This window comes from Variovorax sp. Root411 (assembly GCF_001425205.1).
Classification (GTDB): Bacteria; Pseudomonadota; Gammaproteobacteria; order Burkholderiales; family Burkholderiaceae_C; genus Variovorax.
This window is the reverse complement of sequence record NZ_LMDW01000015.1, coordinates 30,461-44,328: the sequence shown is the minus strand read 5'-3', so window position 1 is coordinate 44,328 and position 13,868 is coordinate 30,461. Positions and strand designations below refer to the sequence as shown.

General features: G+C 68.7%; 14 protein-coding genes. 4 read left to right on the top strand and 10 right to left on the bottom strand.

What is annotated here, in order from left to right; all coding sequences use genetic code 11:
- Positions 1–17 precede the first annotated feature (17 nt).
- From ASC92_RS14295 to ASC92_RS14280, 4 genes are all read right to left on the bottom strand, one after another.
- The gene (locus ASC92_RS14295) at positions 18–1,043 is read right to left on the bottom strand and encodes a glycosyltransferase (protein ID WP_082519596.1); all 1,026 of its coding nucleotides are present in this window, start codon (positions 1,041–1,043) and stop codon (positions 18–20) included.
- A gap of 140 nt (positions 1,044–1,183) precedes the next feature.
- Positions 1,184–2,323: a CaiB/BaiF CoA transferase family protein gene (locus tag ASC92_RS14290; protein WP_056516546.1), complete on the bottom strand. Its 1,140-nt coding sequence runs from the start codon at positions 2,321–2,323 to the stop codon at positions 1,184–1,186.
- Positions 2,324–2,576: 253 nt separating this feature from the next.
- Complete coding sequence (locus ASC92_RS14285; protein WP_056516543.1) at positions 2,577–3,554, bottom strand: Bug family tripartite tricarboxylate transporter substrate binding protein; 978 nt, start codon at positions 3,552–3,554, stop codon at positions 2,577–2,579.
- 38 nt (positions 3,555–3,592) lie between these two features.
- Complete coding sequence (locus ASC92_RS14280; protein ID WP_056516541.1) at positions 3,593–5,287, bottom strand: acyl-CoA dehydrogenase family protein; 1,695 nt, start codon at positions 5,285–5,287, stop codon at positions 3,593–3,595.
- A 93-nt stretch (positions 5,288–5,380) separates the two neighbouring features.
- On the opposite strand from ASC92_RS14280, the gene ASC92_RS14275 reads away from it, so the two are divergent.
- Positions 5,381–6,286 carry a LysR family transcriptional regulator gene (locus tag ASC92_RS14275; protein WP_056516538.1) on the top strand — a complete coding sequence of 302 codons (906 nt, stop codon included), beginning with the start codon at positions 5,381–5,383 and terminating at the stop codon, positions 6,284–6,286.
- Here ASC92_RS14275 and ASC92_RS14270 read toward each other — a convergent pair.
- The 6 genes from ASC92_RS14270 to ASC92_RS14245 form a co-directional block, all read right to left on the bottom strand.
- A complete protein-coding gene (locus ASC92_RS14270; RefSeq protein WP_056516536.1) occupies positions 6,277–7,311 on the bottom strand; it encodes a serine/threonine protein kinase in 1,035 nt (344 codons plus the stop codon). The genes ASC92_RS14275 and ASC92_RS14270 overlap by 10 nt on opposite strands.
- A gap of 34 nt (positions 7,312–7,345) precedes the next feature.
- Positions 7,346–8,461, bottom strand: a complete 1,116-nt coding sequence (locus tag ASC92_RS14265) for a DUF2855 family protein (RefSeq protein WP_157609061.1) — start codon at positions 8,459–8,461, stop codon at positions 7,346–7,348.
- Positions 8,462–8,623: 162 nt separating this feature from the next.
- Positions 8,624–9,049, bottom strand: a complete 426-nt coding sequence (locus ASC92_RS14260) for an organic hydroperoxide resistance protein (RefSeq protein ID WP_056516531.1) — start codon at positions 9,047–9,049, stop codon at positions 8,624–8,626.
- Positions 9,050–9,143: 94 nt separating this feature from the next.
- Positions 9,144–9,599 (bottom strand): MarR family winged helix-turn-helix transcriptional regulator, encoded by a 456-nt coding sequence (locus ASC92_RS14255; protein WP_056516528.1) that lies wholly within the window; start codon positions 9,597–9,599, stop codon positions 9,144–9,146.
- Between the two features lie 83 nt (positions 9,600–9,682).
- A complete protein-coding gene (locus ASC92_RS14250) occupies positions 9,683–10,510 on the bottom strand; it encodes an ABC transporter permease (protein ID WP_056516523.1) in 828 nt (275 codons plus the stop codon).
- A gap of 118 nt (positions 10,511–10,628) precedes the next feature.
- Entirely contained in the window at positions 10,629–11,576 is a 948-nt protein-coding gene (locus ASC92_RS14245; RefSeq protein WP_056517804.1) for an ATP-binding cassette domain-containing protein, read from the bottom strand.
- 193 nt (positions 11,577–11,769) lie between these two features.
- Here ASC92_RS14245 and ASC92_RS14240 point away from each other — a divergent pair, with 193 nt between their 5' ends.
- The 3 genes from ASC92_RS14240 to ASC92_RS14230 are packed head-to-tail and all read left to right on the top strand — an operon-like array spanning position 11,770 to position 13,867.
- Positions 11,770–12,612, top strand: coding sequence for a hypothetical protein (locus tag ASC92_RS14240; RefSeq protein WP_056516520.1), 843 nt, complete (start codon positions 11,770–11,772; stop codon positions 12,610–12,612).
- The gene (locus ASC92_RS14235) at positions 12,609–13,289 is read left to right on the top strand and encodes a hypothetical protein (RefSeq protein WP_056516517.1); all 681 of its coding nucleotides are present in this window, start codon (positions 12,609–12,611) and stop codon (positions 13,287–13,289) included. The genes ASC92_RS14240 and ASC92_RS14235 overlap by 4 nt, the downstream gene beginning before the upstream one ends.
- Positions 13,286–13,867, top strand: coding sequence for a hypothetical protein (locus ASC92_RS14230; RefSeq protein WP_235505836.1), 582 nt, complete (start codon positions 13,286–13,288; stop codon positions 13,865–13,867). The genes ASC92_RS14235 and ASC92_RS14230 overlap by 4 nt, the downstream gene beginning before the upstream one ends.
- Position 13,868: the final 1 nt, after the last annotated feature.

Below are 13,868 nucleotides of genomic sequence, written 5' to 3'. Positions count from 1 at the left end.
CTTCTGGGCAGCGGCGATCAGGGCCGGTGATACGAAAGTGCCTGCGCGTCGGCGTTGGTGCGGCCGGTGGTGTGCCAGCCGATGCCGCGCGCGAACGCGCCCAGCATGTCGACGGCCGAGAAGCCCAGGATGAGTGCCACGCCCGCCAGCCAGCGCAGTCCGCGCAGCGGCGGCAGGTCTTGATGGTTCAACGCCTTCATGCTGAAACCCAGCCGCGTGAACAGCACGCACAGCGGACCGATCGGCCCGCTCTTCGCGAGCCACTGCCAGCGCGGCGACACATAGCTGCGCAGCAGGTGCGGCGTGAGCGAGTACGTGTCCTGCCCGCGCATCCAGCGCAGCTTGAGCGCCTCGGCGCGCGTGTCGGGCAGGCGGTGTTCGGTATGGGCCTGCGCGGCGTAGTGGATGGGCACGCCCGCCGCCTTCAGCCGCATGCCCAGCACCTGGCAGTGCGCGCGGTATACGCCGTCGAGCGCCTGGTAGCTGTGCTCTTCGAACACGTCGCGGCGGAAGGCCACGTTGTTCGCGTAGAAGTTGCTCGTGGCGCCTGCGTGGCCGGCATTGGGAAAGTACATGAAGTCGATGGTCGTGAGGGCGGTGCCCACCACGTTCGCGGCGTAGCTGGTGCGGCCGGCCACCACGGCGGGGGCATCGGCCTTGGTGAACGGCAGCAGCACCTGCAGCAGCCAGTCGTCGTCGGGCAGGCAGTCGGCATCGGCGAACACCACGTGCGTGCAGCGCTGCGCATCGGTGGCCGCGAAGCCGGCGTTCTTGGCGTCGTAGTAACCGGTGCTCGCGTCGATGCGCACGAAGTCGACCCGGCGGCCCGCGAGCGCGCTCACGGCCTCGCAGGTGGCGGGGCTCAGCCCGTCGTGCGTGATGACCACCTGAGCGAGCGCGCCGAGCGGCAGCTTCTGCTTCGCCAGCAGGGCGACCAGGCGCTGCAGGCTGGTGCCCGCCCTGGCTTCGGCATCGGGTCCGCCGCGCAGGTTGTTGGTCTCCAGGACCAGCGCGCATCGCGCGGCAACTTCATCGGGCATCATCGAATTTTCCTGTCCGGACATTGACTTGAAGACTTGCATCCCGCTTTTATCGCACAACTGCTCCCGCCACCAGTGCCGGGTGCCGCGGGCCTGCCCAGGTTGCGGGCATTGCGTACTGCGGCATGGGCCGCGGGCGATCTTCACTGTTGCGCTGATTCGTCCAGGGGCAGGAAGGCATTGCCCGGCGTGAGCGGCGCATGCCGGTAGCTTGCCGGCGTGCGGCTCAGCTTGACCGGCGCGCCGATGCCGCGGTAGCCGCCGGGCATCTCGACCACCATCTCGCGGTGCAGCGTGTGCGGGTGCTGGAGCGCGGCATCGACCGGCAGCACCGGCGCGGCGGGCACGCCGGCGGCCATCAGCTGCTCGACGAGCGCGCGGCCGTCGAACGCCGCCATCGCCGCTTCGAGCTGCTGCTTGAGCCCATCGCGATGCACCGAGCGCGCGCCGGCCGTGCGGTAGAGCGGATCGTCCGCCAGGCCGGGCAGGCCGATGCAGCGGCACAGGATCGCGAACTGCCGGTCGTTGCCGACCGCGACGAACACGGGGTCGGTGCCCGTGGCCAGTGCGTCGTACGGATAGATGTTGGGATGCGCGTTGCCCGTGCGGCGCGGCGCGGTGCCGTCCATGAACCAGTTGGCCGCATGCGGGTGCAGCAGCGAGAGGCCGCTGTCGTAAAGCGCCGCCTCCACGAACTGTCCGCGTCCGCTGCGGTTGCGCTCCTGCAGCGCGAGCAGCACGCCGATGACGGCGTTGAGTCCTGTCACCATGTCGACCACGGGCAGGCCCACGCGCAGCGGACCGCCGTCGGCCTCGCCGTTGATGCTCATGATGCCGGTCATGGCCTGCACGGCGGCGTCGTAGCCGGGCAGCGCGCCGAGCGGGCCGTCGGCGCCGAAGCCGGACACGCGGCACCACACGAGGCGCGGGAAGCGTTTCGACAGTTCTTCGTAGCCGATGCCCCAGCGCTCCATGGTGCCGGTCTTGAAGTTCTCGATCAGCACGTCGGCCTCGGCCACCAAAGCGATCAGTGCGTCGCGGCCTTCCTCGGTCGAGAAGTCGAGGTGCTGCACGCGCTTGTTGCGGTTCAGGCCGTGGTAGTACGAAGCCACGCCTTCCTTGAACGGCGGGCCCCAGGTGCGCGTGTCGTCGCCCTGCGGTGGCTCGACCTTGAGCACGTCGGCGCCGTGGTCGCCGAGGATCTGGCCGCAATAGGGGCCGCCGAGGATGCGGGAGATGTCGAGGACTCGGATGCCTGCGAGGGCGCCTTGAGGTTGCGTCATTTGGCACAGGCCGCCGGGTACTCCCCTGCGCGAATGTCCCCCGCTTCGCTCCTCCTTTATTTCGCTGCGGGGAGCACCCGACGCCCTGTGCACGGGGCACGCTGCTGGTGGTATCGCTGATCAACCGGTGCTCTGAACGATCACGCCGATGCGGGGGGCTTTTTCGCGAAATAAAGGAGGAGCGAAGCGGGGGGCATTCGCGAAAAAGGTCACCGCGTCGGCGGGATCGCCCCCCTGAACAACAACCATCAATTCAGTCCAACTGCGCCCCCGACTTCTTCACCACGTCCTTCCACTTCACCGACTCGGCACCGATGAACTGCCCGAGCTTCTGCGGCGAGGTATCGGCAGGCACCTCGAGGCCCTGGGCAGCGAACATCTGCTTCACCTTGGGCGAGTTCAGCACCTCGGCGAAGGCGTGGTTGAGCTTGGTCACGCGATCGGCGGGCGTACCGGCCGGCGCGACGATGCCGAAGAACACGCTCACGTCGTAGCCCTTGTAACCCTGCTCCGAAATCGTCGGCACGTCGGGCAGCGCCTGCGACCGTGCGACGGTGGCCACGCCCAGCGCGCGCAGCTTGCCGGCCTTGACGTAGGGCAGCGCCGTGAGGATGTCGGTGAAGGTCATGCTGACCTGGTTGCCCAGCAGGTCGTTGAGCGCCGGGCCCGTGCCCTTGTAGGGAATGTGCTGCAGGTCGGTGCCGGCCACCGAGTTGAACAGCACGCCCGCAAGGTGCGACGACGCGCCGTTGCCCGACGAGGCATAGCTGAGCTTGCCGGGGTTGGCCTTGGCGTAGGCCACGAGCTCGGGCACGTTCTTCACCGGCAGCGCGGGGTTCACCACGAGGATGTTGGGCAGGTAGCCGATCTGGATCACCGGCGCAAAGCTCTTCACCGGGTCGTAGTTGATCTTGCGGTACAGGCTCGCGTTGATGGCCAGCGGGCCCGAAGTGCCGAACAGCAGCGTGTGGCCGTCGGCCTCGGCGCGCGCCACGTACTCGGCGCCGATGTTGCCGCCGGCGCCCGCACGGTTCTCCACGATCATGGGCTGGCCGAGACGGTCCTTCATCTCGGCGGCGAGCGTGCGCGCCATGGCGTCGGTAGGGCCGCCGGGCGGGAAGGGGACGACCAGCATCAGCGGCTTGGCGGGAAAGGCGTCGGCCGCGTGAACGGCCGGCATTGCCGTCATGAACGTGGCGCAGGCGACCAGCAGGAAGGTGAGGCGTTTCAAGGGATGTCTCCGATTTTTTTGTAAATTGACAAAGAGGCTCAAGCGAGCGCTTTCGCAGGGCGCACCGCGGCGCCGTTCCAGTCCGCAGGCATGGCATCGGGCGAGAGCGGATCGCGCGGCAACACGCGGTGCAGCAGCACCAGCTGCGACCAGCGCAGGCGCGGCGCGGAGCCGCTGCGCGAGGCCTCCCAGGCCATCGCGATGGCGCTGGTGCAGTGGTAGAGCGCCGAGGCGGCCTGGCGCGCGAGCACGTCGCCGCCTTCGCGCGCGGCGGTTTCGGACAGCGCGGCGGCGCGCTCCAGCGCATCGCCCAGCGCCTTCGCGAAAGCGGGGGGCAGCGCCGCATCGTCGAGCAGCATTTCGCAATGCGCGCGCAGCACCGGCAGCGAGCCTTCGCGCTTCACCGCGCGGATCACGTCGAGCGCCACGATGTTGCTCGTGCCTTCCCAGATCGAGCCCAGGTGCGCGTCGCGCACGAGGCGCGCGTCGCTCCACTCCTCGATGTAGCCGCAGCCGCCGCGCACTTCCATCGCGTCGCCCGTGACCTTCCGCGCATCGCGGCAGGCGCGGAACTTGATGAGCGGCGTGAGGATGCGCAGCAGCGCATAGGCATCGGGTTCGCCGGCATCGGAGCGGGCCAGCGCCAGCGCGGTCTGGCACACCATCGTGCGCGCCTGCTCGGCGGGCAGGCGCAGCTTGTCGAGCTGGCGCTGCATCAGCGGCATCTGGTCGAGCGTGCGGCCGAAGGCGCGGCGCTCCGAGGCGATGAACTCGGCTTCGGCCACGGCGCGGCGCATCAGGCCGGCGGCCCGCACGCCGTTCGACAGGCGCGAGTTGTTGACCATGTCGGCCATCTGCACGAAGCCGCGGCCCGCTTCGCCCACGAGGTACGCGACCGCGCCTTCGAGGCGGATCTCGCCGCTGGCCATCGAGCGCGTGCCCAGCTTGTCCTTCAAGCGGATGATGCGGTAGTGGTTGAGGCTGCCGTCGTCGAGCCGGCGCGGCAGCAGGAACAGCGACACGCCCTTCATGCCCGCCGCGCCATCGTCGGCGCGTGCGAGCACCATCGCGAAGCCGGCGTCGGGGTTGGAGCAGAACCACTTGTCGCCGGTAAGGCGCCAGCTGCCATCGGCCTCGGCGTGCGCCATGGTGGCGGTGGCGGCGATGTCGGAGCCGGCGGCCTGTTCGGTCATGAACATCGCGCCCTGGGCCAGTTCGTCGAAGTCGAGCGAGGTCAGGCGCGGCAGGTACTTGGCGACCAGCTCCGGCTTGCCGAACTTCTTCAGCGTGCGCGTGAGCGAATCGGTCATCGACACCGGGCAGCACAGGCCGAACTCGGCCTGCACGAACAGGTAGGTCAGGACGTATTTCACGAGCGGCGGCATCTTGCCCTTCCAGCCCAGCGTGTCGTCGCGGTGCGAGATGGCGGCCAGGCCGAATTCGGCGAGTGCGAGGCGTTCCATCTCAACGTAGGCAGGGTGCTTGACGACCTTCTGCTCGTCGAGACCGGTGCGCGTGCGCTGCTTCAGCGTGGGCGGGTTGCGGTCGGCGGTGCCGGCCAGCTCGTCGAGCAGGCCGCCCGCGAGGCCGCCCAGGCGCTCGAAGTGCGGCTGCATGTGGCGCCGCAGGTCGTCGGGCAGGTAGAGCGCGAGCAGGGCGTGCAGCTCGGCGTCGGTGGTGAACAGGTTCTGGCCGTGGCGATCGGGAATCGGATGGGCGTGCTCTGCGGACATGCGCTTTGTCTCCTTGGTTTTGCCGCATTGTTGAAGCCGCGACGATCCGTGTCTAATATCGATTTGGTCTTGTTCGATTCGATCTGACTATCCATGGAACTGCGGCACCTGCGCTACTTCTCCGTGCTCGCCGAAGAGCTGCACTTCGGGCGCGCGGCGCGGCGCCTGTCGATCTCGCAGCCGCCGCTGTCGGTGGCGATCCGGCAGCTGGAGGACAACGTGGGCGCGCGGCTGTTCGAGCGCAACAGCAAGGAAGTGCGGCTCACGCCCGCGGGGGAAGCGCTGCGCCTCTCGGCGCGGCGCGTGCTGCTGCAGGCGGAAGAGGCCGCCATCGAAGCGCGCGATGTGGCGCTGGGCTCGGCGGGTCGGCTGCGCATCGGCTTTGTCGGCGCGATGCTGTACCGGGGCTTGCCGCAGGCGCTGCGTGCCTTCCAGGCGAAGCACCCGGCGGTGCGCATCACGCTGAGCGAACTCAACTCCGGCGTGCAGATCACCGAGCTACTGAACGACCGGCTCGACCTCGGCTTTGCCCACACGCGGCGCGTGCCGCCCGAATTGCAGCACCGGCTGCTGCTGTCCGAGCCCTTCGTGGCCTGCCTGCCGGCCGGGCATGCGCTGGCCCGCAAGCGCGTGCTGGCGCCGGAGGACCTGCGCGAGCAGCCCTTCGTGCTGTTCTCGCGCGAGGCCTCGCCCGACTACCACGAGCGCATCCTGTCGATCTGTGCCGATGCGGGCTTCCTGCCCGAGGTGCGGCACGAGGTGCGCCACTGGCTGGCCGTGGTCTCGCTGGTGTCGCAAGGGATGGGCGTGGCGCTGGTACCGCAGGCGATGCGGCATTCGGCCCTGCGCGGCGCGGTGTTCAGGCCGCTCGACCGGGTGGTGGCGCAGTCGGAGGCTTATGGCATCTGGCGCGCCGGGCCGAACAACGTGCTGGTCGAGCGGCTGCTGCAGGGCGTGGCGGACAGCCTTTCGGCCGCCGCCGTGGAAAGTCAGGCGTAGAGCGGCTCTTCCGCCATCTGCTCGCACTGGTCTTCGAGCACGAGGATCTGCCCCTTCCAGTAGTCGCTGGAGCCGAACCACGGGAAGTTGATCGGAAAGATCGGGTCTTCCCAGCGCCGTGCCAGCCATGCGCTGTAGTGAATGAGCCGCAGCGTGCGCAGCGGCTCGATCAGCGCCAGCTCGCGCCGGTCGAATTCGCGGAACTGCTCGTAGCCGTCGAGCAGGCCCGACAGCTGCGAGGTGCGCTGTGCGCGGTCGCCCGACAGCAGCATCCACAGGTCCTGCACCGCGAAGCCCGTGCGCGCGTCGTCGAGGTCGACGAAGTGCGGGCCGCCGCCGGGGCGGTCGGTGGGCGTCCAAAGGATGTTGCCGGGGTGCACGTCGCCGTGCAGGCGCAGCTTGCGGGGCGTGAAATCGGAGGCCGGCGGCTGCAGTGCGAGAGCGGTTGCGCGGACCATGTCCAGCGCCGCGTTGCAGGCCGTTTCCCAGTCGCGCTGCACGTCGAGCGGGATCTTGTCGTTCTCGAGCAGCCAGTCGCGCGAATCGAGACCAAAGGTCTGCAGGTCCAGCGCGGGGCGGGCCTCGAAAGGCTTGGCGCTGCCCACCGTGTGGATGCGCGCGAGGAAGCGGCCGACCCATTCGAGCACTTCGAAGTCGTCGAGCTCGGGCGCGCGGCCGCCGCGGTAGGGGCTCACGCTGAACGCGAAGCCGGCGTGGTGGTGCAGGGTGCGGCCGTCGAATTCCAGCGGCGCCACCGCGGGCACTTCTGCCGCGGCCAGTTCGAGCGAGAAGCCGTGCTCTTCGAGGATCTCCGCCTCGCTCCAGCGACCGGGTCGGTAGAACTTGACCACGACCGCCGAGCGATCTTCCAGGTAGACCTGGTAGACCCGGTTTTCATAGGAGTTCAGGCCGGTGAGCCGGCCGTCGCCGTGCAGGCCGAGCGTCGCGAGCGCGTCGAGCACCACGTCGGGCGTGAGGCTCTCGTAGGGATGGGTGTTGGCGGGCGCTGCGGGGGAAGGGGTCATGCAGCGATTGTCGCCACACGGACCCCCGAGGCTGTTACAGCCCGCCCGGTTGCTTGTAAAGCGAAAGGATATGCCCGGTGCGCGGGTCGCCCTTGCCGGTCAGCACCTGCGCGTAGGCGGCCTGCACGGCCTCGCCGCCGTGGTGGTGCTCGGCGTGCAGCCAGGGGTTGTTGACGTCGGTCACCGTGGCGAGGAAGTTGTGCCAGGCCGCCACCATGCGCCGGCCGAATTCGTCCGCGCCCCATTCGGTGGTGCGCTTCTTGATCTGCGCCGGCGCGAAGAACAGCGTGGCACGCGGGCCCGGCAGGTCCTTGCCCGTGCCCTTGGAAGCGAGTTGCTCCACGTGCGTGCCGCCGATCGAGCAGCTGTACTTCAGATTCGTGAAGCGCTCGTGGATGGCGTTGCGCAACCCGCCGTTGCCGGCGAAGTCGACGTACACGCAAGGCGTGTCCGCCGCGATGCCGTCGAGCGCGTCGTAGGTCACCACGCGGTGGTAGCAGCCCAGGCTTTCGCAGAAAGCGACGTTGGCTGGCGAGGTCAGGCCGATCACCTCGATGCCTTTGCGCTGGTGCAGCTGAAAGGCCGTGCCGTAGGCCGTCTTGCTCGATGCGCTCGACAGCAGCATGGTGCTGGCGCCGAAGAAGTCGTTGTCGGCCATGAAGTCGTCGATCAGCCACGAGGTGATGAACAGCGGGCGCAGCAGCGCCTGCAGGTCTTCGGTGTCGGTGGTGTAGAGCGGGTCGGCGTTGCAGCGGAAATACTGGTTGTAGACCGCGGGCAGCTCGGCGCGGTGCGGGGCGGCGTCGGTGAAGCGCGCGACCGACAGCCGGTCGGGGCTCAGCACCGCGCTCGAGGCCATCGGCCAGTAGCCGTAGAGCCGCTCGCCCACCGCCACGCCGGGGTGCAGCGACTGCACCACGCTCGCAAAGCCCCACACCGGAATACTGCCCCAGCCTTCGTCCTCGGACGGAAAGAACTGCCAGTAGCTCATCGCTTCGCCGAAGGCGGCGTAGGTGATGTTGTTGGAAGTGAGCGCAAAGCTGTCGATGCGCACGCGCACCTGGCCGTCGGCGAGCGGCTCGTCGCTGGCGGTGTGCAGGCGCGTGGTGGCGAGCTGGTCTTTGCGGATGAGAAGGCTGGTGGTGCTCATGGGCGAAGCTCCGGCAATTGGTTGGTGCTCCCGACGTTAGCCAAGCTCGATGAAAGGCGCTACCGCGCGGCACGTTTCGGCGTCACCCGTGAGACATCGGCGGGCATGAAAAAAGCGACCCGGCTCGTGGCGAGGTCGCTTTTTCGCGTGTGCAACAAGCGGTCAGGCGATCGTCAATTCGACGTCGATGTTGCCGCGCGTGGCGTTCGAATACGGGCACACCTGGTGAGCGGCGTCAACCAGCTTCTGCTTGGCGTCTGCATCCAGGCCGGGCAGCGTGATCGCGAGCTTCACGGCGATGCCGTAGGCGGCGCCGCCGTTCGTCGGGCCAAGCGAAACGCTGGAGTCGATGGCGACGTCCTCGGGCACCTTCACGCCGATCTTCGGGCCCACGGCCTTCATCGCGCCGATGAAGCAGGCGGCGTAGCCGACCGCGAACAGCTGCTCGGGGTTGGTGCCGGGCTTGCCGGAACCGGGCGAGCTCAGCTTGACGTCGATGGCGCCGTCGCTGGATTTGCCTGCGCCGTCGCGGCCGCCGACCGTGTGGGCTTCTGCGGTGTAGAGCACTTTGTCGAGCTTGGTGGTCATGGTGATTCCTTTGATGATGGAGTGGAGGAGAGTGGCGAGAAAGCTTCGTCCGTTTCCGAAGACCGATCGAAGCGGGGAGAAATGTTGCGCTGCGTCAGGCTGCCTTCTTGATGCGGTCGCGCAGCGTCTGGATCTGCTGGGTGAGGGAAACCAGTTCGGGCACCGAGCACTGGGCCGCCGCCATCAGGCACTCGGGCACGCCGGCCGCGCGGCCCTTGAGCTTGCGGCCGGCGGATGTCAGCGTGATGTGCACGCGGCGCTCATCGGCCGCGTCGCGCACGCGGGCCACGTAGCCGTTGGCCTCGAGGCGTTTGAGCAGCGGCGTGAGCGTGCCGGAGTCGAGAGACAGGCGATCCCCGAGCGCGGAGACCGTGGGGCCGTCCTGCTCCCACAGGGCGAGCATCACGAGGTACTGGGGGTAGGTGAGCTGCAGCTTTTCCAGCACCGGCTTGTAGAGCCGGGTCATGGCCAGCGAAGCGGAATACACGGCAAAACACAGCTGGTTGTCCAGCTTGAGCATTTCGTCGGTGGAGGCCGGGGTGGAGCGCATGGGTCGAATTGTAGCGAGCAATTGAATTGTGTGCAATGTAATTCGGAAGTGTTGGTACCTGTTCCTGGCTGCAACAGGGCTGCTCAGCCCCTGAACCGCTTGCGCGTCAACGCCAGCGCAATCCAGAACGCCACCACCGCATAGACGGCCAGCACCGCCGCGTGTACCCACCAGCCGGTCGGCCACTGGTCCATGAAGAGGGGCCGTACCAGCGCCACCGCATTGGTCAATGGCAGCCACGCCGCCACGGCCCTCACGGCGGAAGGCAGCTGCTCCAGCGGAAAGAACACGCCGCTCAGGAACATCATCGGCGTCATGAACAACGTGAAGTAGTACGTGAAGAAGTCGTAGCCCTTCGCCAGCGCATTGAAGATCAGCGCGATCGACGAGAAGGTGATGCCGGCGCCGACCAGCACCATCCACGCGACGACGAGCTTCGGGCTGTGGCTGATGCCCAGCCCGAGCATCACGAACAGGATCGCCGTGACCGTGAAGATCGACTTGAATGCCGCCCACAGCATCTCCGCCAGCACGATGTCGTCGAGACCGACCGGCGCGTTCATGATGCCGTCCCAGGTCTTCTGCACATGCATGCGCGAGAACGCCGAGTACAGGGCCTCGAAGCTCGCCGCGTTCATCGCGCTCATGCAGATCGAGCCGCTCGCCAGGAACAGGATGTACGGCACCTTCACGCCGTCGACCGACACCTGCCCCACCAGCGCGCCCATGCCGTAGCCGAAGGCCACGAGCCAGATCAGCGGCTCGGCGATGTTGCCGATCAGGCTCGGAATGGCGAGTTTGCGCCACACCAGCAGGTTGCGCAGGAACACGGGCCACCAGCGCAGCGAGAGTTCGGGCGCGCGCCACACCGAAGGCGCAGGCGGCGGCGCAGCGGTCGTAGTGTTGTTCATGATTTCCTCTCCATTTCAGGAATACCGCGGAACCGGCTTTGCCGGGCCGCTGGTATTGCCCCCGGCGAGGGGGTAGGAGGCCACACGAAGTGGGCAAGCCTGGGGGTGTGCCGCATTCTCAGCCGTCCTCTCGAATCTGCCGGCCGGTGAGTTTGAGGAACAGGTCCTCCAGGTTCGCGGGCCGATGAAAAGTGCGCAGCCCGCTGTGCCGCGTCAGCGCATCGAGCAGCCGCCGCGCGTCCTGCGTGTAGAAGAAAACCGTCTCCCCGCTGACCTCCACGCGCGCAGCCATCGCCTTCAGCTCGGGTGCGTCGGCCAGCGACAGCGCGCCGTTGCCGTACACCTCGACCACGTCGGGTTCCAGGTGCTCGGCGATCAGGTCGCGCGGCCGGCCTTCGGCGATCTTGCGGCCGTGGTCGAGCACCAGCAGGCGCGAGCACAAACGCTCGGCCTCGTCCATGAAGTGCGTGGTCAGCAGGATCGACTTGCCCTGCTGCAGCAAGACCTGCAGCCGCTCCCACATCAGGTGCCGCGCCTGCGGATCGAGCCCGGTGGTCGGCTCGTCGAGCAGCAGCAGCCGGGGGTCGTTGACCAGCGCGCGCGCCAGCGACAGCCGCCGCCGCATGCCGCCCGACAGTTCGCCCGGCTTCGCATCGGCCTTGTGCGACAGCGCCGCGAACTCCAGCAGCTGCGGCACGCGTGCGCGCACCTGCGCCTTGCCGAAGCCGAAGTAGCGGCCGTACACGACGAGGTTCTCGGCGCAGCTGAAGTCGGGGTCGAGCGTGTCGAACTGCGTGACCACGCCGAGCTGCGCCTTGATGGCCAGCGCGTCGCGCGGCATCTGCAGCCCGAGCGCGGAGATGTCGCCGCCATCCGGCGCGGTGAGGCCCAGGCACATGCGGATGGTGGTGGTCTTGCCGGCGCCGTTCGGGCCGATCACGCCGAGGCATTCGCCGGGCGCGATCTCGAACGAGAGGTCGTCGACAACGGTGGTGCCGCCATAGCGCTTGTGCAGGTGACTGGCGCGAAAGAGGGGCGGGGTGGCGGAGGAAGTGGTCGGTGGCACGCGGCCATTCTGACGCAGCCGTGCCGCGGCCGCCCCATCGCTTCGATCGATGGACAACCCGCCCGTGTTCGGGGCCACTACATGTACATGGCGGGGGCCTCCGGCGGACCCTCGATAACCCGGGTCGGACCGCGCGCCGGTGGCGGCACAATCGACGGCAAGAATGGCGTTTGTGCGGGGGGGAGGCCCAAAGATGCTGCGTTTCTGGCTGGTGTTGCCGATGCTGATGCTGTTCAGCGCCTGCGCACCTTTTCATCGGCCGCTGGCGGCCGCGGACCGCCACAAGGTCCAGGAAGTCGACGTGCGCGTCGTCGTTGCGCAGGAGAGCTTCATGTTCTCCGCGCAGGCCCCCGGCGTGAGCGCGGCCACGGGCGGCGGGCTGATCGGCGCGCTGATCGATTCGTCGGTGCAGCAATCCCGCCAGAAGGACATGAGCGCCGAGGTGCAGGCCATCGTCGGCCCGCTGCTCGACTACGACTACCGCGTGGAGGCCGGCAAGGCGCTCGGAACGATGCTGGCCGAGCCGGGTTCGTTTCCGCTGAAGATCCGCTCGTCGCAGGTGCTCGCGGCCATGCCGCCCAAGGCCGAGCAGGAGGCTCGCATCGCCGCCACGAAGACCGGTCCCGCCTACATGGTGCTTCTGCTGCAGTACGCGCTGGAGCCCGGCCTGGGCGCCTTCACCACGCGAACCTCGGCCCTGCTGTGGCAGGACGGCCGCAGCGAGCCCAGCTACCGCGCCGCGGCCATCTTCCAGACGCCCATCGGCGGCACGGCGCGCGCCGCCGTGCTGCGCCGGCTCACGGCGAACGACGGACAGCTGCTGCGCGGCGTGATGCGCGAGTCGATGGCGCAGACCCTGCATGCGGTGGCGCTGGACATTGCCGGCGCCCGCTCCGGCGGCGTGAAGACCGCGCGCTTCAACGTCAACGGCTCATGGGTGACGCTGGCCGGCCAGGGCTTCGACGAGCAGCCGGGGCGCGTGCTCTTCCGCGACCAGGGCGGCGCCATGTATTCGGTCAGGAGCGCCGCACCATGAGGCTGTGCCACGAACAACTCGCCGCTGCTGCATTCGCCGCGCTCTGCGCCCTGCCCACCCTCTCGCACGCCCTCACCGAGAGCGAGCCGCTCTCCATGGTCTTCGAGCCGGCGCTTGAGCCGGCCGAGCGGCCCAACGGCGTGCCGGCCGCGTCGCTGCGGCTCGCGCGCAACTGCACGCTGTACCTGCCCGCGATCGAGGACGCGCGCAGCAACAAGGCCAACGCCGGCAACCTCACGGTGATGATGCCGACGGTGCACGCCACGCCCCGGTCCGTGCAGTCGCTGCGCAGCGGCGACGCCACGGCATGGACGCGCGGCGCGCTGCAGTCGCTGGGCCGCTACGGATTCCAGGCGGTGCCGGGTGCGCCGCCCGCAAGCGGCGGTGGTGCCAGGCAGGTCGCGGCCGACGTCGCGCTGCGCCTCGCCCATGCGTGGTCCGCGGGCCTGAACCTGGTTTCGCACGTCGTGCTCAAGGTGAGCTACCGCCTGCCCGGCGGCGAGACCGTCGCGCGCCAGTACCACGGCATGGGCACGCGCACCAACTGGACCAGCGCCAACGGCGAGTTCATGTCGGTGCTGAACCTCGGCCTCGAAGAGGCGGTGCGCGGCATGGCGAGCGACGCCGCCGCGCTCTGCGACGGCCGGCCGCTGCCCGAGCCGGTGGCCGTGCCATGAAGCGCATGCTGAAGCTGCACCTGACGTGCGGCGCATTGCAAGAAGCGCAAATGGCGGCCTTCGTCGTGGTGTGCGAGCAGGTCGGGCTCAAGCCGATGCTGATCGACCTCGCCCGCGGGGAGCAGAAGCAGCAGCCCATCGCCACCGGCTGGCTTCGCGGCACGCTCGAAGAAGCGAAGGCCGAGGCCATGGCCCTGGGGCAGTGGCTTGCGCGCGCGGGCATGGCGGTGCGGCGCGTGAAGATCGAGGCGCCGGTCCAGGGCTGGGAGCGCCTGAGCCAGCCCGACCAGTATTTCGAGTGGCGCGGCAAGCTGCAGCTGCACGACGCATCCGCGCTGCAGCATCTGTGCGAGACGCATGGCGCGCGGCTGTCGCGCAACAGCCTCATGGGCGAGACCGGCATGCGCTTCGTGACGCTGCGCAGCCGCGAGCCGCTGGCCGGGTTCAAGGCCCGGGTGACGGCACTGGCAAGCCAGCTGGAACGCGAAAGCTGGCCGCTGCTGAAGCAGGACAGCGAGCTCTGCCTGCACGACAGCCGCGAGTCGCTCGACGACGGCTGGCTGGGGCGTGCCGCTTGAC

Coding starts and splice junctions, on each gene's coding strand:
- ASC92_RS14230 (WP_235505836.1), top strand. CDS start 13,286: ATGAAGCGCATGCTGAAGCTGCACCTGACGTGCGGCGCATTGCAAGAA.
- ASC92_RS14255 (WP_056516528.1), bottom strand. CDS start 9,599: ATGCGCTCCACCCCGGCCTCCACCGACGAAATGCTCAAGCTGGACAAC.
- ASC92_RS14260 (WP_056516531.1), bottom strand. CDS start 9,049: ATGACCACCAAGCTCGACAAAGTGCTCTACACCGCAGAAGCCCACACG.
- ASC92_RS14265 (WP_157609061.1), bottom strand. CDS start 8,461: ATGAGCACCACCAGCCTTCTCATCCGCAAAGACCAGCTCGCCACCACG.
- ASC92_RS14250 (WP_056516523.1), bottom strand. CDS start 10,510: ATGAACAACACTACGACCGCTGCGCCGCCGCCTGCGCCTTCGGTGTGG.
- ASC92_RS14280 (WP_056516541.1), bottom strand. CDS start 5,287: ATGTCCGCAGAGCACGCCCATCCGATTCCCGATCGCCACGGCCAGAAC.
- ASC92_RS14240 (WP_056516520.1), top strand. CDS start 11,770: ATGCTGCGTTTCTGGCTGGTGTTGCCGATGCTGATGCTGTTCAGCGCC.
- ASC92_RS14235 (WP_056516517.1), top strand. CDS start 12,609: ATGAGGCTGTGCCACGAACAACTCGCCGCTGCTGCATTCGCCGCGCTC.
- ASC92_RS14275 (WP_056516538.1), top strand. CDS start 5,381: ATGGAACTGCGGCACCTGCGCTACTTCTCCGTGCTCGCCGAAGAGCTG.
- ASC92_RS14270 (WP_056516536.1), bottom strand. CDS start 7,311: ATGACCCCTTCCCCCGCAGCGCCCGCCAACACCCATCCCTACGAGAGC.
- ASC92_RS14290 (WP_056516546.1), bottom strand. CDS start 2,323: ATGACGCAACCTCAAGGCGCCCTCGCAGGCATCCGAGTCCTCGACATC.
- ASC92_RS14295 (WP_082519596.1), bottom strand. CDS start 1,043: ATGATGCCCGATGAAGTTGCCGCGCGATGCGCGCTGGTCCTGGAGACC.